Genomic DNA, 26642 nt, shown 5'->3' with positions numbered 1-26642 from the left:
GAAGAACGGGCAGTCGATCGTCCCGCCGCCCACAGCCGTTCATGCAGCGTTGCGGGCCACGCGATTAAACGACCGTGAATATTGCAGCGCAACAGGAAACGAGGAGTTTTCGACATGGCCCATCCCGCGAACCCCTTCGCCGTCGACCGCCGCTCTCTGTTCGCCGTCTCCGCTCTGGCGCTGGGCGCGGCGTCCTTGTGGCGCCCCACTTCGTCTTTCGCCGCCTCGCAGCCGGGCGACTGGCCGGCCTGGGCCCCCCCGCAATCGCGGCTGGAGAGCGATATCGCCGCGCTTCGCGCCCGCGCGTTGGACATCAGGCGTTTCGGCGCAGCCTGCAACGGAACCACGGACGACAGCGCCGCCCTTGAGCGTGCCATCGCCGGCGGCGCGCCCGCAGTCATGATTTCCGGCCCGATGCGCCTCACCCGTCCGGTCGCGATATCCCGTGGTTTCGGGATATTCGGCCAGGGCAAGGGGCCGCACCTGATCTGGGCAGGTCCAACGGGCTCCCCCCTTTCCGTCAGCCCCGAAAGCAACGATCCCGCCAGCTTCGTGCGAAACATCGTCGTCGATGGCATTCATGCGACGACCATCGCTTCCCAGCGTTCCAAGACCGTGATGCTGCGCGCGGTCAACATCCGGGGGTTGAAGGTCACGCGCTGCACGGCCGACGGGATCGGCCTTGCCTCGGTAGGCCACCTGCGGATGGACGGCAGCGGCTATGACCGCGCCAAGGGTTCCGTCACTGTCGATCCCGCCGTCCTCGCCGGATTCTCGCCCAACAGCCTCGACGACCTCAACGAGGACATCTACATCTCCGACAACACGGTGGACTACGGCGCCTACCAGGGCTCGATCCTGCGCTTCAACATGGCGCGGCGCGTCATTGCCGTGGGCAATGAGGGCAAATACGCCAAGATCAGTTGGTGGGGGGGCGGCGCGAAGCACGACCAGGGCGGAATGCCGCAGTTCCTGCGCCGCGTCAGCGAGGTCTACATCGCCGACAACACGATGCGCGGGGCCAATGGCGGGGTCTACGGCAACAACGGCCAGAAGGTCGTCGTCGCCCGTAACCGCATCAGCGACATGTCTGATGTCGGCGTCGACTTCGAGGGCTGCATGGACTGCATCGCCTATGACAACCGCGTCACCAACGCCGGCAACTTCTGCTATTCCACCTTCTACGTCGCCCGGAACATCGTCTTCAGGAACAATTACGGCGAGCAGGACGGCACGATCCCGGAAACGATCCGGCGCGAGAAGATGTCCAAGATCGGGGCCCAGCGCGGCCTGTCGATGGCCGCTTTGCAAAGCGGCGGCTTCGCAACCAGCCTCGATGCGATCACCGTCAGCTTCATCGGCAACGAGTTCGTCTATTCCGGCCCCGGCCAACTCGGCGTCTGCACGCCCAGTTACTTCGGCAGCATGGTGTTCCAGGGCAACCGCCTGCGCAACGTGACGGTCGACTGGACCTACCGCGCCACCGACAGGCTGGTCATCAAGGACAATGTGCTGCTGTTCGACCGGCCGGGGAACAAGCCAATGGTCCTGATCGGCGGGTCCGCGCCGAAAGGCGAGATTTCGGGCAACCGGGTCGAACTGGCCACCGCGCTGCCTGCGGAAAGCGTGGCGATCGGCTATACCGTCGCCTCCAACCGGATCGACCTTGCCATCCGTAACAACGCCGTGAACGCTTCGGCCGCCCGCGCGCTACCCCTCGTCGTCAGCGTGAAGCGCAACATCCAGGGCAACGCCCAGATCAGCGGCAATACCGTTGGCGGCGTGGTGGTCAGCCCGGTACTCAAGCGGCCGAACTCGCGCTTCGACGGGAACAAGACCGGCGAAGGCCGCGCGATCACCCCGAACTTCATGGCCCGGGGACTGCTGCCGACGCCGTGAACGACGGCAGCGATTCCGGGCGTCAGCCTTGCGGCCCGGTGGAGGTCGCCCCTCCCCCACGCCGGATTATCTTGCCCTTGTCCTGATTTATCCTTTCCCGGACCAGCAGGACAAATTCCGGGTGCCGCAATGCGAAGAGCCAGGCGATGCCGACAATGGCCCCGCCGAAGATCAGGCCCCTTACCGGAATGCTTGCGGCGCTCATCCAGAACTCCGGCATCGCGAACGGCAGGAGACTGGCGCCGGTAACGACCGTCGTGAGCATGATCGCGGCCCTGGAGGGGAAGAAGCGCGTGTGGTGGAGACGCTTCACAAGGAACCACGCGAAGACAGACCCGTAGACGGACATCATCACTTGTCCCGCCATGGCGCCCGTCAGGCCGAACAGGTGCGCCAGCAGGGCCATCGTGGAAAGCCCCAATCCGGTCGCGACGGCAAGCACTACGGGAACCAGCCTGACCGCCCCGAACGCGAACAGCGCGCGGATCGAAAGGCTCTGCGTCGCCTCGACAAAGGCAGCCGTAAGGGCAAGCGGAGCATAGAGGCTGGCGCTGTGGTAATCCTTGGGGAACAGGATGCGGAACACTTCCGGCATCACCGCGATGACGCCGAGCGCCAGAACGGCCTGAACCACGAGATAGCCTGCGCCCATGTCACGAACGACAGCCTCGGCCTCGGCGGTTTCCTCATTGGCCTTGCGGTAGAAGAACGGCTCGAATCCGCGATTGAACGATTGCCCCACCAGCGTGAGAATCTGTCCCGGCGCCGCTGCGGCATTCCAGATACCGAGAGCCGTCAGGTTGAAGGCGCCGGCAACCGCCAACCGGTTGCCACGACTGCGGCCCCAGGCGAGAAGATCGAAAGGAAGCATGGGAACGGAAAAGCGTTTGACCGAATCCCGCACGAATTCCTTGGTCCGGCGGTGCTCTTCACCCGTGAGGCGCAGCTTCCAGGCGTTGCGCGATTCGTACAGTGCGGTCCCGCCGAAAATCACGATCCGCGAGGCAAGGATTCCCAGCAAGCCGACCTTGAACACGAAGATCAGGAGCAACGTCAGCGTCGTCAGGCCGATCATTCGGGCCAGCGCAAGAACCGCGAAGGAGCGGGCATCTTCCTGAGCGCGATAGGTCGTCGCCGCGAAAGTGTTGATGCGCTGCAGCCATGCGGAAACGACGGTAATGGCAAAAGCAGAGACAACGAGTTCCGGCTGAGGGAAGAACTGGTCCAGAACAAGGAGCACGCCGGCAAGAACGAACATCGCCGCGAAGGATATTCCCAGCGACAAGCGCTGGAAGTAACCGATCAGGACCGGGCCGGTCATGAAAGGCAGGTCCTGGCGTGCCTTGTCGTGATATGTCCTGACCGCACCGCCGGACAGCCCGCAGTCCATGAGCAACAGGAAAAGTTGCTCGAGCGAGAGCACAAGCGCCAGCAGGCCGAACTCGCTGACGGGCAGGATATGGGCGTAGGCCGGCAGGAGGATCAGCGATAGCGCACTCTGCAACGAGCCCAGGCCGAGATAGATCAGCATCCTGTGATGCAACGCCGTCTTAGCCATCGGATCGATCTTTCAGCAGCTTTGCGATTGCCTCGGCGGCCCTGTCGGTCGCCTTGCCGTCCATCGGGCCGGTTTCGGCAGTGACGTCGGTCGTGGAAGGTACGCCGTGTGTCAATGCGTCGATCAACAGTTCAGCGAATTCATCGGCCGTTCGAGCATAAGGCACGCCAGCTTCATCGAACCAGAGCTGCTTTTCGCCCTCGAGCCGCTCCGTAAACGCCTCGATCGGGATGGGCATGCTGACGACCGGCACGCCCATCATAAGACTTTCCAGCAGACCGATCGAGTAGTGCCCGACGCTGCACGAGGCACCGGCCACTTCCTCGTCCAGCGGCCCTCCGGCCGAACGCGAGTAGGGGATCGTGAGACAGCCTTCGAAATGCCCGAAGGTTTCATGGTCGCTGCGGGGATGCGGCCTCGTCACGAGTGTGAAAGGCATTCGCTCGTAAGCGATTGCAAAACCCTTCGCCATCTCGGCCAGCGTTGCCCTGGCGGCGCTTCCCGCCACTCGCCCCTGCGCAACGAATGGCTGGAACACATAGATGACGCGCGGCGGGTCGGATCGGCTTCGCGCGATCTGGAGCAGCGGATCGAACCGGGGCACGCCGATAAACCGGATGGTGTGCGGCGCGACGCCTGCCGCCACGAAGCGGCCCGCATAGTCCTGCGAAGTGGCCAGGACCATCGAATGACCGTAAGCGCCATAAGGCATCGTCGGCGGGATCAGGCCCAGCTTGCGCGCGGCGAGAGCCATCTTCGGGATCAGCCCAGGACGCGGCCCGGCTTCCTTGGAACGCACGATCGTGAACGGCCCTTCCTGGACCAGCACCGTATCCGCACCCATTTTGCGCGCCGCGCTGAGGAACGCGCGCTGCGCATAGAACGTGTCGTTGCAGGTCACGACGAGATCGGGCCTGACATGCGCCAGATCCTTCTCAATCCGCCGGACCAGCCTGTCGAAAGCGAACTGGCCGCCATTCAGCAGGAGGTTCACCCGGCCGGGCAGCGCCCGCCGTTTGGAGAAGTTGATGAGCCCGAGGTCTTCGGGAGCCAATCGCAGGACTTCGCCCGGTGCATCCCAGACAACCTTCGACCGCGTCTGGGTGTTGAACGCCTCACTGTCGATCGCGACAATTCTGGCATGGGGATGGTCATGCAATATGCGTTTGGCGACGAGCGCCAGAGTCGTGCTGGCCGAACCCGCAACGACGAGAAACCAGATGGTCGGACCGCTGGTCTTGTCAGACAACTTCACATCCATTCCGCTTGGCACCACCGCGACAGGCTCGGGTTCGACGCTGTCCCGAACGCGAAACAGCTTGAACACGAGCCGAGGCAATGAAGAGATAGATTGGCCCTGGTAGCAAGGCCGATGACGCAGTGCCGAGGAGACATCAGCGTGCGTCGGGCCTGGCTCGTGCTCCCCGCGAGCGAGAAGCAGTGCCGCTCACGAAAATGGGCGGCCCCCGCGAAGGCGCCGCCCATCTTTCTAGCTGGCTAAGCTCAGGCCGCTGCAGCGGGCTTCGGGCGCGGGCGCCACTTGAGCTTGTCGCGCTGGACCTGCTCGACGGGGAGAACTTCCGTCGACTTGGTGGCCAGCGACTTTTCCACGGCCTTGAGGTCGCGGCAGAGGCGGCGAAGGCCGTCCGGCTCGAGCGAGGCGGCGTGGTCGGTGCCCTTCCAGGTGCGGTCGAGCGTGAAGTGGCGTTCCACCCACTCCGCGCCGAGAGCCAGCGCGGCAATGTCGGCGGCGATGCCGAGGTGATGGCCCGAGAAGCCGATCGACTTCACGCGATCGCCGAAGGATTCGATCAGGCGGGTGATTTCACCGAGGCAGATGTCCTCGAAGGCCACCGGGTAGCCCGAAGTGCACGAATAGATCACCACGTCCTTCGCACGGCCGTGCTGTTCGAAGAACTGGACGATCTTTTCTTCTTCGTCCTGCGTGGTCATGCCGAACGACAGGTGGATTTCACCCGAGTATTCGTTGGCGAGAACTTCGAGCATTTCGAAGTGCAGGTTGCAGGCCGAGGGAACCTTGATGAGCGAGGGGTTCAGCGCGGCGATTTCGCGGGCCGAGGTCACGTCCCATACAGAGGTCGAGTACTCGATGCCGTTGCGCTTGCACTCTTCCATCAGCTCGCGGTGCTGCTCGGGCGTGAACTCGAGGTATTCGCGGTGAGCACCGTAAGTGTCGCCGTAAGAATTCGCGGGGTTCGGGTGCGGCGCATTGTACTGCTCTTCGGTGAGAAGTTCGCGATTGGTGCGCTTCTGGAACTTGACCACATCGGCCTTGGCGTAAACCGCCGCGATCCGGATGTGCTCCTTGGCGATTTCCATATCTCCCTTATGGTTGCAACCAACCTCGGCGATGATCTTCACACTCATGAAATAGCCCTTCTTTGAGCGATATGATTACCCAAAAAGGTCTATCAGGGAACATACCTAGGCGCAAATCCATTTTTGTGCGACGCACAATCCCCTTTCGAGACAACCAGATAACAGTAAATCACAACAACTCCATTTAATATCGCCTATTTCTGCCGATTAGGTCTGCTCAAATTTAGGTGGAATTAAGAACTTTTCGCCCGGTAAAGCCCGGCGTTGACCTGCAGCATCGCTCTTCTCCCGTCTCAATTGCTGCACGTCACGTCGTCATGAGAGGCGTTTGCAGCTTCATTAAAATACCCATCGAAAACCGCACAGGTATGACGCAAAACAGGGAAAAACAGCCATCATCAATACCTAACGGCCGGAGGAATCGCCCTGCCTTTCCAATAGCGCCTTTCGGCGGATCGGATGCTGCAAGGGCTTCTTCAACTGAATCGCCGCGCCTATTGCATCTGCGAGCAGTTTGATTTCGATGCGCACGCCGCCTCGATCCCGTTGGAAGGAATGATTGAATGACAATTGCCCTCGCCGGCGCCAGCGGATCACATCCGGAGACGCTGAAGCTGCTGGCACGTGAAGTCCGCGAGATGGCGCCTTCGATGGCGCTGACGGTCTTCGACATGTCGGCCTTCGACCTGCGCGGCACCGCCCGCTACGAGGATGCGGAGGGCGAAGTCATCAAGCCGACCCCGCGCGACGTCGGAATTCGCGCATGGTTCAAGACTGCGGGACCGAACGTAGCGGTCTCCGGCGGCACGCGCGCCTTCGCGCGGATGCAGCGCTATTTCGAGTCCGAACTCACCCGCCGCGGCACCCGCGTCCTGCTGCTCTCGCATTGCTGGGGCTTCCCGGAGCAGGCCCTGCTCAAGGCCGCCGCCGCCCTGGGCATCAGGATCGCCATGATCGACGAAGGGCCGTTCAGCCTGCCCCTCAATGGACGCGAGAGGGCTGAAGCCAGACGCGGGCTGCGCGGAACGCTCGCCCGCATCCTGCACCAGGCCGGACTCGTCCCCCGGCGCGACCTTACAGGGCAGGATTTCGATCGCCTGTTCATCACGGCCCAAGGCCGCGCGGATGAGCTTGTCCGGCGCGGTGTCGATGCCGACAAGATCCGTGTGGTCGGCTCGCCGCGATTCGATCGGATCGCCGCCACCGCCCGCGCACGGCAAGAACACCGCGACACTGCCGCGAAGCCGATCCGGGTTCTGTGGCTGCACCAACCATTCCGCAGTGACGGCAAAGTTTCGCGGCAGGAGGTAGACCGCGCCGAGACCATGCTCGCACAGGGCCTCGCAGCATTCTCGCGCGGCCGAGACCTCGTTGTCGGCCTGCGCCTTCATCCCCGAACCGAACAGGCGGAACGGGAACGGATGGCCCGGTTGATGGCAGAGCACGGCATCGCCAGCGAGATGGCCGAGGGGCCGCTATACGATCACTTCATAGACTGCGACTCTGTGGTGGGGTTCTACTCTTCGGCATTGCTGGAAGCGGCAGCCTGCGCCATCCCGGTGATCGTGGCGCGGCTCGCGCCCACCGCCTTCGCCCAGCAGGGAGAAGCCGCCAAGGCCCTGGCGATGACCGAAGTGGGTTTTGCCGTCGCCGACCAGCCAGACGATGTCGTCACCGCGCTCACGGCCCATCTGGAAGGCGACGACAGAGTGGATGTGGAAGCGCTGATCCGCGCGGAACTCGGCCCTCTCGAAGGTACCGGGACGGCCACGGTCGCCCGCTGGCTGATCGAGCAGCAGGCTCAGCCTGCGGGCGAGGCTTCCGCCCGGAGCTGATGGAGGGGTGCGGCCTTCCGCGATGACAGGAACGCCGCGGCCTCGTTCACGTCGGCCGCGACCTTCACCGGATTGGCCGACCACGAGCGCAGGGCCTGATCCATGCGCTTTTCGCCGAAGAGCGCGGGCACGAACAGACTGTTGTCGAAAGCTCCGAGATCGAGCAGCGCGGTGGAGACCGGGGCGACGAAGGCCCGGTAGCCGTGCTGCGTCACATGGCGGGTCAATCCATGCGGATCGGGCGCCATCGCGACATTGTCGATACCCGCCAGCATAGGGAGCAGCCCCGACCTGTCCTCACGCGGATGCGGCAGGTAATGGAGCGGCACGCCGGCAATCCGCGCGACTTGCGCCAGCCCGTCGGCAAGCTGGTCGCGCGTCAGTATTCCGTCGTCGACCAGCGGCGAACCGATGAACAGCACGGCATCCTCGGGCGCGGCGAGAACCGGATAGTCCCACGCGAGATTGCGCCGCTCGAAACGGTCGCGCACGATCATCCGGCCGCGATCCGCGCGGCGGCGCAGCGCCCCTCTCGGGTAGAAACCGGATACGATCTGCGCCGCACCGCGCGCCGCGTACCAGAGCGGGCTGGTCAGATCGATGTAATGGGAAAGGCCTTCTTCCCAGAGTTCGATCGGGCCTTCGAACCAGTCCGCGATCATCCGCTCCAGCGGCTCGCCTTCCAGGAACAGGATGAGCCGTTCAATCCCCAAGGGTTCGAGCATTTCGCGGACCCGGCCGTAATAGGCCCGGTTTTCCGCGATCTGCCGCATGGCGCCCCGGGGATTGCGAGGCAGCCGCCCTTCCCTGCCGAGATAGACCGCCTTACCGGGGTAGCGCCGCTCGATATCCTCGCGCAGATGGCTGTCCCGGTAGAGCACATGGTCGATCCGTGGATCGTTCGCATCGAGCAGTGCCAGATGCAGTGATGAACGCGGCAGGACGGCGGTGACCGTCATTACTGGGCAGCCTCCACACAGCCCTTGTCGAGCAGCAGTTCCGCCAGTTCCCGCAGCGCGCCCCTGCCACCGGAGCGCTCAAGCACGATCCCCGCCGCCGCAAGCGCGCGCGGATGCGCATCGGCCGGGGCAACCGAGCATCCCACCGCCGCCATGCATTCGAGGTCGTTCACGTCGTTGCCGACATAAACTGCCTCTTCCGGTGCAATGCCCTTCTGCGCCAGCCAGCGCAGCATGAGCGGAAGCTTGGTCTCGACCCCGTGCGTGCATTCGATCTGCAGCTTGGCGCAGCGCGCGGCGACGACCTTGTTCTGCTCCTTGGAGATCACCGTCATGGCAAGGCCTGCCTTGCGCAGCAGTTCGATCCCCATCCCGTCCGAACGCGAACAGGAAACCGCTTCTTCGCCGGATGTCGAAACGAGCACACGGTCATCGGTATGGACACCGTCGAAGTCCATGATGAGCGCCCGGACCCGGGCCGGCAGGCCCGCACCCACGGCATCGCGGCGCAAGCGGCGAATACGATCCTCGGCGATGCGGAAATCGGCAGGCTCATCGATCTCCTGCCAATGCTCGACCGGGATCTCGTGCATCGCGGTGCGACCGAAGAACCGGAATTGAACGTCCCGGAACTGCGGCACCTTCATGACATAGACCGAGCCGGTCTCAACGAACTCGGGCATACGCTGTTGCCGCATGAGGCGGAAGGACTTATCGTGATTCACACCATCGGCGCCGGACTGCTCATCGCCGTGCCACAGGAAATAGTGGAACGGCACGACCGACAATGCGGTATCGGCCTGCTCCTCGATGAGCTTGCCGACCGTTCCGTCGATATCCCCGCTGCTGGTGAGCGGTGACGTGCATTGCAGGAACACCAGAAGGTCGGGCCGGTAGCCTTCCGTCTGATCGAGGTGATCCAGCACGTGCAGCAGCGCGTCTTCCGACTTCGCCATGTCGGAGGCGAGTTCAGGCGGCCGCATGATGACTTCGGCACCATAGGCGCGCGAAACCGAGGCGATCTCCTCGTCATCCGTGGAGACGACCACCCGATCGACGCTTTCCGCCAGCAGGGCGGCGTGGATCGTGTGTGCGATCAGCGGCTTGTCGAGCAGCGGAAGCACGTTCTTGCGCGGGATTCCCTTGGAGCCGCCCCGAGCGGGGATAATGGCTAGCGTCTGCATAGGTTCTGCTCCTTGGTCAGGCCCTGCGCCGGGCGCCAAGCGCCTCATGATAGCAACGCAGGATTTCGGCATTCATGCGCTCGCTGGTGAAGCGCTCCTGGAAACGGAGCCGGGCCTTTTCGCCCAGCATTTTCAATTCGGCACGGTCGAGCCGCGAAATGGCGTAGGACAACGCCTCGGGGTCGCCCGGGCGCACGAGCATGCCCGCCTCGCCGACGACTTCGGGAAGCGCATCGACCCGGCTGGCCAGAACCGGCCGCCCCTGCCGCATCGCCTCGATCGCCACCAGGCCGAAGCCCTCCCAACGCGAGGGCATGACGACCACGTCGGCCTTCTCGATGAAGCCCGGCACCTGGCTGCGGTCCCGCCAACCGTAATGGGTGACGTTGGGCAGGCTGGAGACCAGGCTTTGCCCGTTGGAGACCACGCGGTCGCCAATGACGTGGAGATGCACCGGCCGGTCCACCAGCGTGGCCATCGCCGCTTCGAGCACGTCGAAGCCCTTCTGCTCATCGAGACGGCCGATGAAAAGAAGATTGAGGACGTCGGATCGCATGTCTGCGGCGGGCAGGAGCAACTCCGGCGGCGCCGCGCTCACGCCGTTCTCGACGACCACCATGTTCTCTGCGCGAATGCCGCGGGACAGGGCGGACCGCCGTTCGAAATCGGAAATCGCGATGGTACGCTGGCCGAGCGGCGCCAGCAGGCGCTCGACGCCCGCATAGCAGCCCCGCTTCCAGTTCGCGCTGTCCATGTTGAAGGCCCAGCCATGCGAGCAGTAGACGACGGCCGGGCGCCGCGATGCCGGCAGCGCGGCGATGGGAAGGCGCAGCAATCCCGGAAACGTGCTGTGGAGATGAACGACAGTGGGCCGCTCGGCAAGAAGCGCGGACATCGCCGTCCGCATGAACCCCAGAAGCGCAACCGGCCCACGCCCCGAACTGTCGAAAGCATGGACAGAGGATCGCGGAAACCCGGGCAAGTGCCCAAGCTCATCCCCGCAGGCGACGAGCGACACATTCGCATCGCCCAGAGCCGCGCGCTGATAGGGAAGCAGTTCGCCGAGATAGCTCGCCGGGCCACCCGGCAGCTTCTGTGTGACGTGAAGGACTTTCATGGGTGCGCGAAGACCGATCCCGCCGGCTCAGGAAAGCCCGGAGCGAGCGGGATATGACTGCCTCACCCCGTTGTCGAGCGAGAAGGACTTCCGCTCCGGCCTCAACCCACGGCGATAGATCAGGCTCGTCACGAAAAAGAACTGCGCGAGCACCGGCGGGAATACGAAGCACCCGTCGATCGCCGCGAGAACGACATAGCCCAGCGCGCCTGCGGTAGCGGCCCTGCGCAGGGGCGAAAGCGACTTCAGATGCAGGAAGCCGAAGACCGGCCCGGCCGCGAATGCACAGACGGCGAAAAAGGTGCCGACGAGGCCGAATGAATTCAGGAAGCCGAAATAGATCACTTCAGGAATCATCAGCGTCTTGCCGCCCAGGACGGTCATTTCGAAATTCGTGAAGGTCTTCACACGCCCGCCGAGATTGGAATCGACGAGCTTTTCCGGCGTCCACCCCATCAGCGGCAGCAGCATGATCAGCAGGCCGCCCGCAACGACGAGACCGATCCAGACGCGCGGGTTGCGAACCTTGATCTGGCCGGTCAGCATCATGATCCCGGTGACGCCCACCATGCCGAACCACACGGTGCGGCTCAGTGTGCAGACCAGTGCAATGATGAACAAGGCGAGCAACAGGCGTCGCTTCTCGAACAGGAAATAGATCGGTGCGAGCATGACCATGCAGGCGCCGAAGATATTGCCGTTGTTGTAGGTCGACACCAGCTTCATCAAGATGCCGCGCCGGTTGTTCTTTCCGTAGATCTCACCATAATCCGCCGCGTTGACGGTGAGGTATGGGATCTGGATGATGTCCTTGATGATCGGGTAGAGGACGAAATTCACGATCCCCCAGATCACGGCAAATCGTACGCACCACAGCAGGGTGGTGGCGATGATGTCCGCAGGAACTTCCTCGAGGTAAGGCCCCAGGATCACCAGGACGCCGACCGGGAGGAAGAAGAACAGCACTTCATGCACGGCCAGCGCCGAAAACGTGAGGTGGTAGACCACGGACTTGACGAGGATCAGCAGGGCAACCGGCAGGAAGAACAGGATGACCTGCAGAAGCGGCTGGGCAAGCGGCATCGGCCTGCGCAATGCCCCGATCAACCCCACGGGCACCAGCAGGAACAACATCAAGTAGCCCCAGGTGATCGGCAGATCGCCCGCCTTGATGCCGCCCTTGGGGATCGCGACATTGAACACGATCAGCAGGACGGCGAGCGCAACAACGAACTTGCGCGCGCCGCTCAGGGAACTCCACGTTCCGGCACTACGGTTGCTGCCGGCGCCACGCGAAAAAGGCACCGGCACCGATACAGGCATGCTTGCCGAGGCCACGCTCAGTTCTTTCCTTCTCCACCCGCCGTGTACTGATAGTAATACTGCGTGTAGCCGTAAGACGAATGGCCACCGCGATCGAAGTCGAACTTGGTCAGGATGACCCCGATCAGGTTCGCGCCGCCACGGGCCAGACGCCGCAGGGCGGTCTGGGCCTGGTGCTGGCTAGCCTTGCCCGCTTCGTGCGCGAACAGCGTTGCCTCGACGCAGGAGGTCAGCTGAAGAGCGTCGGCCAGGCCGAGGACCGGCGGACAGTCAAGCATGATGACGTCATAATACTTCCCGAGTTCGGCAAGCGCCGGCACGAGAACTTCATGAGTCAGCAGGCGCGGCGCGCTGAGCGGAAGCGGTCCGCTGGGCAGCACTGACAGGTTCGCCGTATCGGTCTGGACGATCAGGCCGTCGAACGGAGCCTGGCCGGTCAGGTAGTTGGAGAACCCCTGGTCGTTTTTCAGGTCGAACAGCGCATGAAGCGATGGACGTCGCAAATCGGCGTCGATCAGCAGCGTACGCGAGCCCGACTGTGCGATCTCCCGTGCAATCGCCATGGAGGTGGTCGACTTGCCTTCACCCTGCTGCGTGCTGGACATGGCCAGCGTGCGCGGCAGGCCGTGCGCCGTCGCCATCTGGAGCGAGGTGCGAATGGAGTAGATCGATTCAGAGAACGCCGAACCGGGATCATTGAGTTCGTCGCGCACACTGCCGGCCTTGGAAAGCGGCAGCAGCCCGAGCAGCGGAAGCCCGAACTTGCGCTCCACTTCGTCCGGAGAGCGGATGCTGTCGTCAAGCCGTTCACGGACGAGCGCGATGAGCACACCGAGCACGACGCCGATGATGGCGCCGATCAACGCGTTGAACAGCGGCTTGGGCCAGACCGGCGAACGCGGAATTTCCGCCTTGTCGATCACCGAGATATTGTTGATCGTGACGCCCGAAGCAGCATTGATCTCACGATAACGCTGCAGCAGGGCATCATAAAGCGCACGATTGGTATCGGCATCGCGGCGCAGGATCGACAGTTGCACGCCGCGTCCCTGCTCGGCCAGGCTCTTCTGGCGCATCTCCTCGACGCTGCTCTTGAGGCTGTTTTCCTGGTCTACAGCGATCTGGTACTGGTCGCGGATGGACCCGCGCACACGCTCCGCGGCATTGTTGATCACCGCATCGATCGCGGCGAGTTCAGCCTTTGCCTTGATGACCGTGGGATAGGCCTCCGCGTGGCGCTGCATTTCGCCCTGGAGGACGGCAGCCTTCTCGCCGCGGCTGCTCATCATGCCCTGGATGCTCGAATTGGAGAGCACATCGGGGATTTGCAGAAGCGGTGAGCGCGAGGCCTGTTGCCATTTCTGCTCAGCAAGGATGCGGTCGGTCGAAGCCTTGGCGTAGGCAGCATTGATGGCTTCGAGGTTCGAATCGGTCAGCGACTTGCTGCCGGATCCACCCGCAGCACTTCCCGAACCACCGCTATCAACTTCGGTGATGCCAGCCTGCTGGGCGAAAATGATGAGCGCGCGTTCGCTGCGTTCAAGCTGGACCCGGGTACGTTCGATCTGGTCCTGAAGGAACTTGCGGGAATAGTCCGAAGTGTCGAAGCGACGCTTCAGCGTGCTGTTGATGAACTGGACGCCGAACTCGTTGGCGATGATCTGCGCCAGCTTGGGGTCCGGGCTGGTGAAGTGGACTTCGACGAGGCGGGTGCCCGGTATCAGCTCAACCGAAAGGTTGGACTGAAGCATGTCGATGACGGCACGCTGCCAGCCTTCGCTTCCCGGAGCGCTCGTCGGGGGATCGCGGTCCATCCGCGTGAAGAACGTGGCATCGCGGAAGAGGTTCTGCGCGCGGGCCACCCGTTCGACCAGCGAACGGCTGGAAAGCAGGTTCACCTGGGTTTCGATATAGCTGTCGTCCCGGCCGGATTCGTCCAAAGACTGGCCGGAATTGCCGAGAACCTGCGGCGCCTGCTGCTCGATCTGGAGGGTGGTCTTCGCCTCATAGATCGGCGTGGAAAGCATGGCCACGAGCACGCCGACGAGAAGGCAGGCGATGGCCGTGCCGATCAGGATCCAGCGATTGCGGATAATGGCGGCGCGGATCGCATTGAGGTTCAGATCGACGCCGCCGAAGCCGGCGGCATCGTATGCCCCGGCAAAGCGGTCGTTGATGTTCATCGCCCCTTCCGGTGCGGACGGATATGGATTGTTCATCTCTATCGAGACCTTTTTCACATCACCAGGGGCCGGAAGAGCGCGAAGACCGGGACCATCTGCCTCAGGTCTCGCCAGAACGCACGCGACGACGAATAGCCGACGACAACCACGTCATTCCCCAGAATCGGAATATCCGGCTGTTCACCGCTCATGAGTGCGGCGACATCGAAGCGGGCCGCCATGCGCTGGCCATTGATCGTGCGGAAGACGATCACTTCGTCGAGCTTGGCGATCTCCGTTTCGCCGCCCGCACGGGCAACCGTTTCGATCAGCGTGGTATCGAGGCTGATCTCGTACACGCCCGGCTTCTGGACCTGACCGGTCACCACGACACGCTGACGTGCCGAACTCGTCACTGAAACGGCAACCTGCGGGTCACGCAGCAGGCGCCCCCGCAATGACCCTGCGATAGCGTTCGCCAGTTCCGTCGTGGTCAGGTCCTCGGCCTTCATCGGGCCAATGCCCGGAAGGGCGATCTGCCCCGAGGGGTCGACCTTGACATTGGCAACCGAAAGATCGGGTTCGAAGAACACGTTGACGCTCAACGTATCTTCCGGGCTGATGCGATAGGGGCCGCTCTTAACCTGTTCCGCCGCGCCGTTCATCATGGCGTAGGCTTCGGCGGCAGCCGGGATCGTGGGCGAAGCCTTGTAGGGCGCGGCGCAACCTGCGACCAACCCAACGCCAGCCACACACGTCAGAATTCTTGGCAACACTGCCTGTCTCCATGCGACAGCCCGGCCGTGGACCATCTGGCCCGGCCCGGACGGCTGCGTTCTACTTGATGGGATGACAATTCCGGGTTTCCTCGGAATGGAACGTGTCAGGACATTCGTCCCGAACAGGATCATGGCTCGATGCTCGGACGGCACGTGAAACGAGTTCCGTCCCTCGCCGAAACCTGGCGGGAACGCACCGACCGACTTGCTTGCATTCGATGTGATCCCCGGCTTGTCTCGTTCGTAATTGTGCCTAACCCGATTTGGAGTGCAGCGCAATATAGCCGCCCAGAATGGCGGCCTGCTTATAATGGATTGTAAAACCGCGTTTTACTGCGGGATAGATCATGCAGCGCGCCGATGCGCCCGAGCCATACCCCCCGCAGAAACACCATGTGCCGTGCGAGCCTTGCGTCGGCACGGTCAAACAAACGATTGTGCAGTGCGGAATTCGCCGCCGAACCCGCACAAAAGTTCGCCGGCCCCGAGACCGGCGAAGGGGTCGGATCACTCGACCACGATGGAGGAAACAGTACCGCTCCCGCTCGGCACCAGTATATCGACGGCCTGTGCAGGACAGGTGCCCGCAGGGATCACGAACCGCGCAGGGCTTTCCGAGAGTTGCAGGCGAATGATCAGGCCCGCGCCGTTGCCGGGGTTGTTGCAGGCAATGCGTATGGCAGGCGCCTCTCCGGTGAAGCGAGCCGAGACGTCATGAGGGCCCGGCTTCAGGGCGGAGAACCTCGAGGCGAGCGGCAGCGACATATTCTCGCCATTCTCGTACCGGATCGCAACCGACCGCCCCTCATCGACGAACTGGCGATCGATGCCGCCATCGCTCGGATAACTCCAGCCGAAAGGACTTTCCCGCTTGGCTGCACCGACGGGCCGCGAGAATGCGAAGCTCGTGGATTCGCCATCGGCCCCACACGATCCGTACCAGAGCTTTTCCGCAGCTTCCGCAGAACCACCGCGGAGCAACCTGACTGCGGCGCCCTGGATATTGCGGCAATCGAAACGCGCGCCATGCGCGCGGGCACGGTGTAACAGGTCCAAGTAGAGCGAAGGCTCAACGGCACCTGCCGCCCAGTTCACGAAGTCTCCTCGCCAAAGCGGATTGCTGCCGAGGATTGCAGCAAGTGCCTCCCGAGATCCATCTTCGGCCAGGACTGCCTGGGTCGCCGCATAAACGGCGTCACTTGCATCGCCCGCCCCCCAGAGCGCCGCCACACGCTCTGCCGCGACCTGATGGGCTTCTGCCGACTGGGCGAACATGACCATGCTGAGCTGCGCAACACGATCGCGCCACCCTCTTCCGGCTGCCATGACCAGCGCTTCGGAAGCCAGCGCTTCATCCTGCCGGGCCGATGCAGCCACACCGAGCAGCGAGAGGCTTTCCGACGGTACGGGACGGCGACGAACCAGTTCGCGCGCGATCGGCATTGCTGCCGCGGCGCCCTGGTCCTGCATCGCCTGATATCCGCTGACCTCCAGCGACATGTAGCGGAAAGCATCGGGAATATCGTCGGCAAGGCCGAACCGGTAGCGACTGAGGTAGTCCGCCTGAAAGCCGGCAGTAACCACGCCCACCAGCGCAAGCGCTGCGATCCACACGGTGTGGCCGAGCACCTTCTTCACGCCGGGATATCCTGGCCGGGTTCCGACGCCGGGCGCTGCTCGGCCTGCCAGACCGGGCCACCCGAGACGCCAGGAACCATTTCCCTGCGCGAACGACGAATGCGCGAGGGGGAATCCTCCAGAACCGATGCCGGCCGCGCGAGCAGCCCCGCCATCACTGCCGCAACGCAGATCATGGCCATGTTGCGCAGCGGATAGTCGACCCCGGATTGAAGCGCGATACACGCCAGAACGCCGCCGGCGCCCAACCGCAAGGCGGCATCGGGCTCTCGCCGCCCCTTCCAGATGCGGACAACAAACCAGAGCATCCAGCAGGCGACCAGCCCGAGACCGAAAACACCCGCCTCGACCGCGATTTCGAGATAGTCGTTATGGGCGCGGCGCGCCCGGCCGGAGCGGATGTTCTCCAGCGATTCGTCGACCTGGAAAACCTCGTCGAAAGACCCCATGCCCGCGCCGACCGGCCAGTAACGCCCCGCCGCGCTGAAGGCATCCTCCCAGATGAGCGCGCGCGCGTCTTCGAGACTGGAAAACCGGCCAAGCGAATTACCGATCGTGGACGTACCGATGGCACCCAATACTGCCGCCAGCAGGAGCACAGCCCCGGCGATCGCGACGAGCGCCTTGCGCGGGAGCTTTGCCAGCGGAACGCGCAGGACGCGGAAGAACGGGAACACCAGAACGATCAATGCAAGCGCGGTAATACCCATCGACGAGCGCGACTGCGTGAGCACGACCGCCACGACCAGGAACAGAGCACCAGCGACGACCGGCATCAGCCGGGCAAGTACGCGGTCCACCGGCCGAGCGATGAATGCAGCCACCAGCGCCACCAGCGACAGGCACAGGAAAAGGCCGGTGCTGTTGTGATTGGCGAAGGTGCCGTAGAGCTGGTCGGGACGGGCATTGGCGTAGAAGTTGCCGACCCTGTTGGCGGTCGACAGCTGCACGAGGCCGAACAGGACGTTCACGCCGCCCAGCACGGCAACGCAGCCCAGCACCCGGCGAGCCTGAGCACCGTTCAGATTGATGGCCAGCACAATGGCGGCAAATGCGGGAATCAGGGCGCTGGCAGCGATGGCCGTGCGATAAATCGCGAGCGAGACCGGAGCGCTCTGGTCCTGCGCGCCCACCAGCGACAAGGACTGGGTAACGATCTCCCGCCCCGGCAGATGCGCCCAGATGGATGCCGGCAGCGGGACCAGCTGCAACAGCGGCAGCAGTACGGTTGCGGCAAAGAGGACGGAGAACAGCCGGGGGGCGGCTCGGATCGCTTCGATCACGCGCGGCCCGTTGACGGCGAGGATCAGCAGGGAAACGAGCTGGATCAGGAAATTCAGCGAGGCCGCACCGAGACCTCCGCCACCCAGCAGCACTCCGGCTGCAAGAAGGAAGCAGAGCTGGGCATCTGGCCTGACCGCGACATCGAGCAACTGGCTCAGCGCGCCCTGGCGAGAAACATCTCTCCGTGAACGCGAGCTGACGTGCCTTGAAGGGGCCTTACGGATGCGTCGGCGAGATGTTTGATCCTGCATATACATAAAAACCCGGCCACCAACGAGTTGATGACCAGGCTTTCATTTAGTCGACAGGTCGATCAGTTCGAACCGTTCGACTTATCGTTGCCATTGTCGATGGCCTTGTAAAGACCAAAGCCAGCAGCGCCGAGCGCCAGAGCGCCAAGCACGTAGGCGCCAGCGGTCGCCTTCTGCTTCTTGTCAACCGAAGTCGTGGTGCGGCTGCCATAAACCGGCTTCACAACCGATGCCGAAGCCGAGGTGCCCGCCTGGGCAGCAACCGGGGCGAGGACCATCGTAGCAGCCGTAATACCGGCCACGAGAGAGCCAAACTTCATGTGTTTTGTCTCCTATTATTGCTCGATCTGTAGACCGACTAGGCTTGTCGCCCTATATCGCGCTGCACAATGAAACACAAGCACAAACACTTAGTTCCGAAAGCGCAGCGACTCGCCGCGTCTGCAGCATTGGCCGGTTTCATGCTTGTCATTGCGGTTCCCCCTGCCGTTGCTGCCGACACCGAATCATGGCCGATTGCATTGCGCACGGTCATGAAAAGGCTGGCTAACGTGGAGTGGCGATTGCACGAGGCGGCAGGTCAGACCTGCCCCCGCGAAGCCTCCGCCACGGGACTGACTATCGATGATCTAGGTAGTTACAACAAGGCCGACCGGACACTGCTCACCGCAAGCCTCGGGCTATCCGCCTTGCCGCAGGTGGCGGTCGTCGCGGCCGGAAGCCCGGCAGAAAGGGCTGGAATCCGCGAGTTTGACGAGATCGTCGCCATTGATGACACGCAGATGGCCACGCTGCGCGATGCAACCGATGCGAAGGGGACCATGGCGGAGCGTGTCGAGGAGATGCTGGCGGCCCTGCCGGCCGATCATCCTGCCATGATCTTGCTGCACCGCAAAGGCGAGGAAGTCCGCGCGAGCCTAACCCCTCTGCGGCGCTGCGGCGTGCGCTTCGTACTCAAGACCGAAGGCGGGATCGATGCCTATTCCGATGACGACAATCTGGCGGTAACCGCCCGCTTCGTGGACTTTACCAAGACGGATGACGAGATCGCGCTCGTAGCCGGGCACGAGCTTGGCCACGTGATCGCGCTGGACCGTGATGCCAAGAGCATCGGCCAACGCCGAAGCATGGAAGATCGCGCCGATATTCTCGGCGTGGAACTGGCATCATGCGCCGGTTATGATATTGAAAAGGGTCTGGAATTCTGGCGACGCTTCAACCAGCGCGACTGGCTGCGCTGGTTCCGCGATCCGAGCCATCGCAACGTGCCCGAACGCATCCGCCGCATGCAGGCGCACCCCGCGCCCGCAAGCTGCCCGGTTTCGGCGATTCCCGCACTGCAGCCCGACTGAAACACGAAATGGAGCGGCACCCTGCGCGCCGCTCCATTTCGCACTTGCGAATTCGCAGTAAATTCAGGCGCGTCCGACAGACAGATAAGTAAAGCCGGCCGAACGCATGTCTTCCGGTTTGTAGATATTGCGAAGATCGACCATGACCGGCGCCTTGGCGAGATCCTTGACCCTGCCAAGGTCGAGTGCGCGGAAGGCATCCCATTCGGTAACGATGACGACCGCATCGCTATCAGCGATGGCGGCATAGGGATCGCCCACCATCTCGACGAAAGGCATCAGCGGGCGGGCCTGCTCCATGCCTTCCGGATCGAAGGCGACGACCGATACCCCGGCGTCGAACAGGGTCTGGGCAACCGCGATCGACGGACTGTCCCGCATGTCGTCGGTGTTGGGCTTGAAGGTCAGGCCGAGCAGCGCGACGCGCTTTCCGCGCGCCGCATCGGCGCCGCCGAGCGCCTCGACCACCTTGCGGCCCATGGCGCGCTTGCGGGTATCGTTCACCTTCACCACGGCTTCGACGATCCGGACGGGGCTGTCGTAGTCTTCCGCCGTCTTGAGCAGGGCCAGCGTATCCTTCGGGAAGCACGAGCCGCCATAACCCGGGCCGGCATGCAGGAACTTGGAGCCGATGCGGCCATCGAGACCGATCCCTCGCGCCACGTCCTGCACGTTGCCGCCAACCTTCTCGCAAAGATCGGCCATCTCGTTGATGAAGGTGATCTTCACCGCGAGGAAGGCATTCGCGGCATACTTGGTCAGTTCGGACGAACGGCGGCTGGTGAACAGCAGCGGCGATTCGTTGAGGAAAAGCGGGCGGTAGACTTCGCGCATGACCTCGCGGCCGAAATCGTTCTCGGCGCCGATGACGATGCGGTCGGGCCGCTTGAAATCGCCGATGGCCGCGCCTTCGCGGAGGAATTCCGGGTTGGAGACGACGGCGAAGCGATGCGTCGTACCGCTTTCCCGCAGGATGCGCTCCACTTCGTCGCCGGTGCCGACCGGCACGGTGGACTTGGTGACGACGACGGCATCGTTGGCGAGATGCTCGCCGATTTCGCGTGCCACCGCATAGACGAAGGACAAGTCGGCATGGCCGTCGCCGCGCCGCGAGGGCGTGCCCACGGCGATGAAGATCGCCTTGGCATCGCGGATGCCTTCGGCCAGGTCCGTCGTGAACGAGAGGCGCCCTGCCTTAACATTGCTGGCGACCAGGGCATCGAGCCCCGGTTCATAGATCGGCATCACGCATTCATGCAGGCGATCGATCTTGGATTGGTCCTTGTCGATGCATACGACGTCGTGACCGAAATCGGCGAAACAGGCGCCTGAAACCAGTCCGACGTAGCCAGAACCAACCATCGCAATTTTCATGTAAACACCACCTTGCAGCTCACGGCGCCCTTACACGCCGGTTCGATGGAATCAAAGCGTGCGGACATAGCCCCGATACCAGTCAACGAAGCGCGGCACACCCACCTCGATCGGAGTACTGGGCGTATATCCAGTATCGCTCGTAAGTGCTGTAATGTCGGCATAAGTCGCCTCGACGTCACCCGGCTGCATGGGCAGCAACTGCAGTTCCGCGCGGACCCCGCATGCCTCTTCGAGCACCTCGATAAGCCGCATGAGATGTTCGCTGCGGTGGTTGCCGATATTGTACAGCGCATGGGGCTTGATGCTCCCACCCGCCTTTTCCTGCCCGTCATCGGCGGGTGGACGGTCGATGCAGGCCAGCACCCCGCCGACGATATCGTCGATATAGGTGAAGTCCCGGTACATCTCGCCTTGGTTATATACCTCGATAGGGCGGCCCGAGAGGATACGTTCGGCAAACTTCCACAGCGCCATGTCCGGCCGGCCCCATGGACCGTAGACGGTGAAAAAGCGCAGACCCGTCAGCGGGATGCGGAAAAGGTGGGCATAGGTCTCGCTCATCAGCTCGTCCGCCTTCTTGGTGGCCGCATAAAGCGAGACGGGATGATCGGCACGATCCTCCACCGCGAAGGGCAGCTTGGCGTTGCCGCCGTAGACCGAACTGGAACTGGCATAGACCATGTGCGCAACCTGGCGCGCACGCGCCAGTTCGAGCATGTTGACGTGCCCGGCAAGGTTGGAGGCGACATAGGCCTGCGGGTTTTCGAGTGAGTAGCGCACCCCTGCCTGCGCGCCGAGGTGAACGATCACCTCGAAGCGGTAGGGTTCCAGCGTCGCCGTCAGCCGGTCCATGTCCGAGAAATCGAGCTGGTGGAACGTGAACAGATTGCCGAAGCGCGCAGCCAGCCGGTCTCGCCGGGCTTCCTTGAGTGAGACGGCGTAGTAATCGTTCATGTTGTCGATACCGATCACCGGCGTTCCCTTCGCCATCAGGGCTTCGGCAACGGCGGCGCCGATGAAACCGGCGGCACCGGTCACGAGAATGGCGGATTGGGAAAGCATCGAAACTCCAGTCGGTACGGCAGCGGTTGGGCGGAGCGGGGTGGCGCCCACCTTCTAGAGATCAACCATGAAGCAACGATTGCCAAGGGCCCTGCGCCGGGGAACTGCACCGACAGCTCTCGTCTCCGGATGTTGCACCGTTATGGCGCCGTTCCCCTCGACGTTTCGTTTGACGCTCCGTGACGCGCGGCATATCCCTCCGAAAAGGCTGCAAACTGCCTTCCAGTCCCTATTGCCGTCGGACATAGCGAGACCATGACTTCCAGACCCCCCGTTCTCGTCACCGGCGGTGCCGGCTATATCGGCAGCCACGCCGTTCTTGCGCTCAAGGACGCCGGCTGGCCCGTCGCCGTGATCGACAACCTGACGACCGGCTTCCGTTTCGCCATTCCCGAAGGCGTCCCGCTTTACGAAGGCGACATCGAGGATGCCGACCTGCTGGCCCGGATTTTCGCCGAACAGGGTACAAAGGCCGTCATGCACTTCGCCGGATCGATCATCGTGCCGGAATCGGTCGAGAATCCGCTGAAGTACTACCACAACAACACGGCCAGGAGCCGGGCGCTGATCGATGCCGCGGTCAAGGCGGGCGTGCCGCACTTCATCTTCAGCTCTACCGCGGCCACTTACGGCATTCCCGAGGTTTCGCCCGTTACCGAGGACAGCCCGAAGCTGCCGATCAATCCCTACGGCATGTCCAAGCTGATGACGGAGATCATGCTGGGCGACGTCGCGCGGGCGCACCGCTTCAACTTCTGCGCGCTGCGCTACTTCAATGTCGCAGGCGCCGATCCACAGGCCCGCACCGGCCAGTCCACGGCGGGCGCCACGCACCTCATCAAGGTCGCCGTGGAGGCCGCCCTGGGCAAGCGCAGCCATGTCGCCGTATTCGGCACCGATTTCGATACTCCCGACGGCACCGGTGTGCGCGACTACATCCACGTATCCGATCTCGCCAATGCCCACGTCCTTGCGCTGGAAGCGCTGATCGCCGATCCGGCGCGGTCGCTGACGATGAACTGCGGATATGGCCAGGGCTTCTCCGTCCTCGACGTGCTGGATGCGGTGGACCGGGTAACGAACCTCACGATCGACCGCCGCCTCGAAGGCCGCCGCGCGGGCGATCCGGATTCGCTCATTTCGGACAATAGCCGCATCAAGGCGACACTGCCCTGGACGCCGAAATACGCGGACCTGCCCACCATCGTCGAACACGCGCTCGCGTGGGAGCGCAAGCTGGACCAGATTCGCGAAGGATGAACGAAAAGGGGATGAACGAAAAAGGCCCCGGCAGGATGTCCTGCCGGGGCCTTTTCGGTTTGCGCCGCAATCCGTTCGGCAGCCAACGCCCGATCAGAACGCGATGCTGAGAGACGCGCGGGTCGAAAGATCGGTAGCGTCGCTGGTGCGTTCCATGCGGGCAGTGATCTTCCACGTGAAGTCGAGTCCGCCCGCCAGCATCGAGACCTCGCTGACCCAGGCTCCCTTGAGGCTTTCCGGCGTGATCGTGAAGGCATCGCCGGCATCGTAAGTGTCGCCGCCGTTGAAGTAGGCAGTCGTGCTGCCGAGCTTGCCGGAGACGAGTTCGCGGCGGCCCGCCTCCACCTGGAACGTCAGCGGGTGCCAGTCGGGAGAGATCGTGCCCAGCGAGTAGGAGGCCGTCAGTGTCGGCGTTACCGTGGTGGCCTTGCTGGTGCGGCTTGCCACGGTCAGCGCCATGGCGTCGGTGTCGGCGGTTTCGCTGTAGCCGTTCTCCTTCAGCCAGAACTGCTCGAGTTCGACCTTGGGCTTGAGATTAAAACGGCGCGACATGTCGAAGCGGTAGGACGCGCCGGCCAGGCCCGAGAACAGCCAGCCGCTCCACTTGCCGTCCGCGGCATAGGTGAAGTCGGTATCGTCGATGGTGCCGGTGAAAGTGCGCGTCGAATCCACCGAAATCCGCGAGGCGCCGATACGCGCCCACGCCATGAACGGCCCCTTGGCATTGCGCCAGAACAGGCCAAGGTCATGCTGGCCCACATCGAGATTCCCGGTGCCGCCGTTGTCCGTCACGCTGCCCTGCAACCACGCATAGGACACGCCGAAGTAGCCCAGCGAAGTGCGCCGCTCGACGCCGCTGGAAAGCCCCCATCCGCTGGCCTTGTAGCCCGCGGTCGACCCCGCATCCTTGCTGGTGCGCCAGTAGACCGGCTCGAACCAGCCGCCGATGTCGGAGATGGAGAACATCGACGATTCGTCCGAAAGATGCCGCGCGGCCATGCGGTCGCCGTGAGTCACCGCATCGAATACGCCGCCCGAATGATCGGGAAGCAGCGCCGAGACCTGGGTCTGGAGCGTTGCCGAATCGTCCACGTCGAGCAGGCTCGCCGTCAGCGAATCATCGTTCTGTGCGGTCGAGTAGATCGCATCCCAGGCCGATGCTTCGCTGCGCGTCAGGCCGAGTTCGGCGGTCGTCTTGCGCTCGATGGTAAGATAGACGCTGTTGTCATCGGTCGAAACCTCGCCGTTGTAGATGAACGGCAGGTCGGTCTCGGTCGAGTCCAGCGTGCCCTGAACATCGAGGCTGCTGGCAGTCAGCACCGTGTAGGTGCCCTCGGCATCGCCGAGGTCGGTGACTGTGGCCGTGATCTTGGTCCCGCTTTCCAGCGTCGCGTTCGCCACGTTGATGAGCGAACTCGTACCTTCCTGGGGATCGACGTAGACCCCCAGGATACCGCCGGACTTCACGATGAGGTTGCCGAAGCTGATGTTCTCCGCCTCGCTCGCTGTAAGCTTGGAACCGCTGCCGACCGTGACGGTCAGGTTGTCGGCATTGCTGAAGTTGCCCGAATAGACCGAAGTGCCGGAAAGCGACAGCGTGCCGTCGTTTCCGGCAAAGTCCATGGTGCCCACGAAGCTCGACGTGCCGGCAAGCGATGCCGTTCCCCTACCGCTGCCGAAGTAGACATCGCCGGTGTAGACGGTGTTGCCGGACAGGCTGAGCGTGTCATCGCCGTTGCCGAAATAGGTATCGCCGGTGATCGTGCCGGTCGAAGCACTGAGCGTGTCATTGCCGGAACCAAGCAGGATGTTCCCGGTGATGCTTGCATAGATGGTCGGATCGGTATCCGTGTCGTTGTCTTCGAGATATTCCGCGCTGGTCTCGGCGTCCGCATCGTTGAGGTACTGGCTGATGGTCACGCCGGTCGTGTTCGCGGACAGGTCGAGCGCGGTCGTCGTGTCGGTGTCGGAGCCGGTTGCGGAAATGAAACCGGTGTTGTCGATCGTGGTCAGCGTGCCGGAAAGATCGCGGACCGCGGTGGAGGAACCGTCGCCCTGCGAGGTGATGCCCGCCGCGATCGAGCCGCTGTTGTAGAGGCTGGTGACAGTGCTGCCCTTGTTGATGAGCAGGGCGGTCGCCGCCGAATCGTATGTCGTGGCGCTGAGAGTGCCGGTCACGCCGATGCCGTCTGTCAGGGTGACGTTGCCACCCTGCCCGCCGATCACCAGGCCATAGGCGTCGGTCTTGCTGTAGTACGAGTTGGAACTGACGGTTCCGTCGATGGCGATCGAATAGGTCCCGGAATTGCTGGAAACGCCGCCGACCGTGATGTCGCTGGTGCCGCCCACCTGGATGGCCGGGCCATTGCCGTAGGACACGACCGCGCCGGTGCCTTCCTCGTCGTCATCGACACCGTCATTGTCTTCATCGTCGTTGGTGCTGTCATTGTCGACCGGCGGAGCAGCCACATAGATGCCACCTGCAACGTTGCCGGTGATGTCCACCGTCGCAGTGCCCGAGCGCAGCGCGGCGCGTGAAAGCACGACGGTGTTGCTGTCGTCATCGGTGTAGGAGGCCCGATTGGCCACCGTGCCCTGAATGGTCACGGTGCCGGTCACGTCTCCGCCGACCGAGAGCGCGGTCGCCCCGGCGCCGGTCGCATAGACGGTGCCTTCCACGGTAACGTCACCGTCCACCGCCTTCGTCGAGATGCCTACGGAATTGTCGCCGATCACGCTGATGGTGCCGGTGTTCGTGATATCGCCCACATAGTCGCTGTCCACGACGATGCCGCCGGAAACCTGGCCTTCCACCGTGATCGTGCCGGCGTTGAGGATCGAGCCGCTGGTCGCCGCGCCGGACAGGACATGAATGCCGTAGCGATTGCTGGCCGAGGCGCTGTCCGAGCCGGTCGTCTCGGGAACGTAGTCCTCGGTCACCGCGATCGAACCGTCCTCACCAACGGCAATCGTCGAGGTGGTGCCGGCATTTACGGTGATGCCGGTCGCACCGTCGGCATCGTCGAGCACGAGCCCGCCTTCGACGTCTACGGCGTTGCTGCTGTCGACGGTGACCGCCGACCCGCCGGCTAGCGTGATCGTGCCGTCCTCGGTCACGGTAACATCGCCTGCGCTGGACGTTACCAGCGGCGCGGTCGTGTCGGTGGAAACCTTTGTGGCGGCAAGGGTGGGAGCGGCGACGAGGGCAAGGACCAGCGCGCCGATGCTGGAAGACGTGTGAAGCGAGTTCATGTCTGGAATC

The 26642-nt window shown here is 63.3% G+C and carries 20 protein-coding genes; 4 read left to right on the top strand and 16 right to left on the bottom strand.

Features of this window, described 5'->3' with window-relative positions:
• The first annotated feature begins 114 nt into the window (after nucleotides 1-114).
• Nucleotides 115-1899, top strand: a complete 1785-nt coding sequence (locus ACLIMP_RS05750; RefSeq protein ID WP_324698115.1) for a right-handed parallel beta-helix repeat-containing protein — start codon at nucleotides 115-117, stop codon at nucleotides 1897-1899.
• A 22-nt stretch (nucleotides 1900-1921) separates the two neighbouring features.
• Here the strand turns inward: ACLIMP_RS05750 and ACLIMP_RS05745 are convergent, their stop codons facing one another.
• From ACLIMP_RS05745 to ACLIMP_RS05730, 4 genes are all read right to left on the bottom strand, one after another.
• The gene (locus ACLIMP_RS05745; protein WP_185998035.1) at nucleotides 1922-3457 is read right to left on the bottom strand and encodes a lipopolysaccharide biosynthesis protein; all 1536 of its coding nucleotides are present in this window, start codon (nucleotides 3455-3457) and stop codon (nucleotides 1922-1924) included.
• Nucleotides 3450-4706: a glycosyltransferase family protein gene (locus ACLIMP_RS05740; protein ID WP_324698112.1), complete on the bottom strand. Its 1257-nt coding sequence runs from the start codon at nucleotides 4704-4706 to the stop codon at nucleotides 3450-3452. The genes ACLIMP_RS05745 and ACLIMP_RS05740 overlap by 8 nt, the downstream gene beginning before the upstream one ends.
• Nucleotides 4707-4960: 254 nt before the next feature.
• Entirely contained in the window at nucleotides 4961-5845 is an 885-nt protein-coding gene (locus ACLIMP_RS05735; RefSeq protein WP_054436556.1) for an N-acetylneuraminate synthase family protein, read from the bottom strand.
• Between the two features lie 357 nt (nucleotides 5846-6202).
• Nucleotides 6203-6328 carry a hypothetical protein gene (locus ACLIMP_RS05730; RefSeq protein ID WP_255351627.1) on the bottom strand — a complete coding sequence of 42 codons (126 nt, stop codon included), beginning with the start codon at nucleotides 6326-6328 and terminating at the stop codon, nucleotides 6203-6205.
• Nucleotides 6329-6360: 32 nt separating this feature from the next.
• Between ACLIMP_RS05730 and ACLIMP_RS05725 the strand changes: the two genes are divergently transcribed.
• The gene (locus tag ACLIMP_RS05725) at nucleotides 6361-7632 is read left to right on the top strand and encodes a glycosyltransferase family protein (RefSeq protein ID WP_132469404.1); all 1272 of its coding nucleotides are present in this window, start codon (nucleotides 6361-6363) and stop codon (nucleotides 7630-7632) included.
• Here the strand turns inward: ACLIMP_RS05725 and ACLIMP_RS05720 are convergent.
• The 9 genes from ACLIMP_RS05720 to ACLIMP_RS05680 all read right to left on the bottom strand — a co-directional run bounded on the left by ACLIMP_RS05720 (nucleotide 7599) and on the right by ACLIMP_RS05680 (nucleotide 18649).
• Nucleotides 7599-8591, bottom strand: coding sequence for a hypothetical protein (locus ACLIMP_RS05720; protein ID WP_324698108.1), 993 nt, complete (start codon nucleotides 8589-8591; stop codon nucleotides 7599-7601). The two genes, ACLIMP_RS05725 and ACLIMP_RS05720, sit on opposite strands and share 34 nt — an antisense overlap.
• Nucleotides 8591-9775 carry a cytidylyltransferase domain-containing protein gene (locus tag ACLIMP_RS05715; RefSeq protein ID WP_443478100.1) on the bottom strand — a complete coding sequence of 395 codons (1185 nt, stop codon included), beginning with the start codon at nucleotides 9773-9775 and terminating at the stop codon, nucleotides 8591-8593. Before ACLIMP_RS05715 ends, ACLIMP_RS05720 begins: the two co-directional genes overlap by 1 nt.
• A 16-nt stretch (nucleotides 9776-9791) precedes the next feature.
• Nucleotides 9792-10892, bottom strand: a complete 1101-nt coding sequence (locus ACLIMP_RS05710; RefSeq protein WP_185998040.1) for a glycosyltransferase — start codon at nucleotides 10890-10892, stop codon at nucleotides 9792-9794.
• Nucleotides 10893-10919: 27 nt separating this feature from the next.
• The gene (locus ACLIMP_RS05705) at nucleotides 10920-12230 is read right to left on the bottom strand and encodes a hypothetical protein (protein WP_221937021.1); all 1311 of its coding nucleotides are present in this window, start codon (nucleotides 12228-12230) and stop codon (nucleotides 10920-10922) included.
• A gap of 2 nt (nucleotides 12231-12232) precedes the next feature.
• Nucleotides 12233-14398 (bottom strand): GumC family protein, encoded by a 2166-nt coding sequence (locus ACLIMP_RS05700; protein WP_054436568.1) that lies wholly within the window; start codon nucleotides 14396-14398, stop codon nucleotides 12233-12235.
• A gap of 53 nt (nucleotides 14399-14451) precedes the next feature.
• Nucleotides 14452-15288 (bottom strand): polysaccharide biosynthesis/export family protein, encoded by an 837-nt coding sequence (locus ACLIMP_RS05695; protein WP_443478099.1) that lies wholly within the window; start codon nucleotides 15286-15288, stop codon nucleotides 14452-14454.
• Nucleotides 15289-15663: 375 nt separating this feature from the next.
• Nucleotides 15664-16794, bottom strand: a complete 1131-nt coding sequence (locus ACLIMP_RS05690) for a hypothetical protein (protein WP_324698100.1) — start codon at nucleotides 16792-16794, stop codon at nucleotides 15664-15666.
• The gene (locus tag ACLIMP_RS05685; RefSeq protein WP_443478098.1) at nucleotides 16791-18227 is read right to left on the bottom strand and encodes an O-antigen ligase family protein; all 1437 of its coding nucleotides are present in this window, start codon (nucleotides 18225-18227) and stop codon (nucleotides 16791-16793) included. The genes ACLIMP_RS05690 and ACLIMP_RS05685 overlap by 4 nt, the downstream gene beginning before the upstream one ends.
• Nucleotides 18228-18391: 164 nt before the next feature.
• Nucleotides 18392-18649 (bottom strand): hypothetical protein, encoded by a 258-nt coding sequence (locus ACLIMP_RS05680; RefSeq protein WP_054436577.1) that lies wholly within the window; start codon nucleotides 18647-18649, stop codon nucleotides 18392-18394.
• Between the two features lie 69 nt (nucleotides 18650-18718).
• On the opposite strand from ACLIMP_RS05680, the gene ACLIMP_RS05675 reads away from it, so the two are divergent.
• Nucleotides 18719-19681, top strand: coding sequence for a PDZ domain-containing protein (locus ACLIMP_RS05675; protein ID WP_443478097.1), 963 nt, complete (start codon nucleotides 18719-18721; stop codon nucleotides 19679-19681).
• A gap of 63 nt (nucleotides 19682-19744) precedes the next feature.
• Here the strand turns inward: ACLIMP_RS05675 and ACLIMP_RS05670 are convergent, their stop codons facing one another.
• Together ACLIMP_RS05670 and ACLIMP_RS05665 are read right to left on the bottom strand one after the other, a co-directional pair.
• Nucleotides 19745-21055, bottom strand: coding sequence for a UDP-glucose dehydrogenase family protein (locus ACLIMP_RS05670; protein ID WP_443478096.1), 1311 nt, complete (start codon nucleotides 21053-21055; stop codon nucleotides 19745-19747).
• A 51-nt stretch (nucleotides 21056-21106) separates the two neighbouring features.
• Nucleotides 21107-22120 carry an SDR family NAD(P)-dependent oxidoreductase gene (locus tag ACLIMP_RS05665; RefSeq protein ID WP_185998046.1) on the bottom strand — a complete coding sequence of 338 codons (1014 nt, stop codon included), beginning with the start codon at nucleotides 22118-22120 and terminating at the stop codon, nucleotides 21107-21109.
• Between the two features lie 255 nt (nucleotides 22121-22375).
• Between ACLIMP_RS05665 and galE the strand changes: the two genes are divergently transcribed.
• Nucleotides 22376-23380, top strand: coding sequence for a UDP-glucose 4-epimerase GalE (galE, locus tag ACLIMP_RS05660; protein WP_054436580.1), 1005 nt, complete (start codon nucleotides 22376-22378; stop codon nucleotides 23378-23380).
• A gap of 93 nt (nucleotides 23381-23473) precedes the next feature.
• Here the strand turns inward: galE and ACLIMP_RS05655 are convergent, their stop codons facing one another.
• Entirely contained in the window at nucleotides 23474-26632 is a 3159-nt protein-coding gene (locus ACLIMP_RS05655) for an autotransporter outer membrane beta-barrel domain-containing protein (protein WP_443478095.1), read from the bottom strand.
• Nucleotides 26633-26642: the final 10 nt, after the last annotated feature.

The organism is Novosphingobium aeonii, from assembly GCF_052279045.1.
Classification (GTDB): Bacteria; Pseudomonadota; Alphaproteobacteria; order Sphingomonadales; family Sphingomonadaceae; genus Novosphingobium.
Note: the sequence above shows the minus strand (reverse complement) of the source record. Positions and strands in the feature narration are given on the sequence as shown.

Excerpts from the sequence above, each read along its gene's own strand:
- ACLIMP_RS05750 (WP_324698115.1), top strand. The coding sequence starts at position 115 with ATGGCCCATCCCGCGAACCCCTTCGCCGTCGACCGCCGCTCTCTGTTC.
- ACLIMP_RS05745 (WP_185998035.1), bottom strand. The coding sequence starts at position 3,457 with ATGGCTAAGACGGCGTTGCATCACAGGATGCTGATCTATCTCGGCCTG.
- ACLIMP_RS05735 (WP_054436556.1), bottom strand. The coding sequence starts at position 5,845 with ATGAGTGTGAAGATCATCGCCGAGGTTGGTTGCAACCATAAGGGAGAT.
- ACLIMP_RS05725 (WP_132469404.1), top strand. The coding sequence starts at position 6,361 with ATGACAATTGCCCTCGCCGGCGCCAGCGGATCACATCCGGAGACGCTG.
- ACLIMP_RS05720 (WP_324698108.1), bottom strand. The coding sequence starts at position 8,591 with ATGACGGTCACCGCCGTCCTGCCGCGTTCATCACTGCATCTGGCACTG.
- ACLIMP_RS05715 (WP_443478100.1), bottom strand. The coding sequence starts at position 9,775 with ATGCAGACGCTAGCCATTATCCCCGCTCGGGGCGGCTCCAAGGGAATC.
- ACLIMP_RS05710 (WP_185998040.1), bottom strand. The coding sequence starts at position 10,892 with ATGAAAGTCCTTCACGTCACACAGAAGCTGCCGGGTGGCCCGGCGAGC.
- ACLIMP_RS05700 (WP_054436568.1), bottom strand. The coding sequence starts at position 14,398 with ATGAACATCAACGACCGCTTTGCCGGGGCATACGATGCCGCCGGCTTC.
- ACLIMP_RS05695 (WP_443478099.1), bottom strand. The coding sequence starts at position 15,288 with ATGATCCTGTTCGGGACGAATGTCCTGACACGTTCCATTCCGAGGAAA.
- ACLIMP_RS05680 (WP_054436577.1), bottom strand. The coding sequence starts at position 18,649 with ATGAAGTTTGGCTCTCTCGTGGCCGGTATTACGGCTGCTACGATGGTC.
- ACLIMP_RS05675 (WP_443478097.1), top strand. The coding sequence starts at position 18,719 with ATGAAACACAAGCACAAACACTTAGTTCCGAAAGCGCAGCGACTCGCC.
- ACLIMP_RS05670 (WP_443478096.1), bottom strand. The coding sequence starts at position 21,055 with ATGAAAATTGCGATGGTTGGTTCTGGCTACGTCGGACTGGTTTCAGGC.
- ACLIMP_RS05665 (WP_185998046.1), bottom strand. The coding sequence starts at position 22,120 with ATGCTTTCCCAATCCGCCATTCTCGTGACCGGTGCCGCCGGTTTCATC.
- galE (WP_054436580.1), top strand. The coding sequence starts at position 22,376 with ATGACTTCCAGACCCCCCGTTCTCGTCACCGGCGGTGCCGGCTATATC.
- ACLIMP_RS05655 (WP_443478095.1), bottom strand. The coding sequence starts at position 26,632 with ATGAACTCGCTTCACACGTCTTCCAGCATCGGCGCGCTGGTCCTTGCC.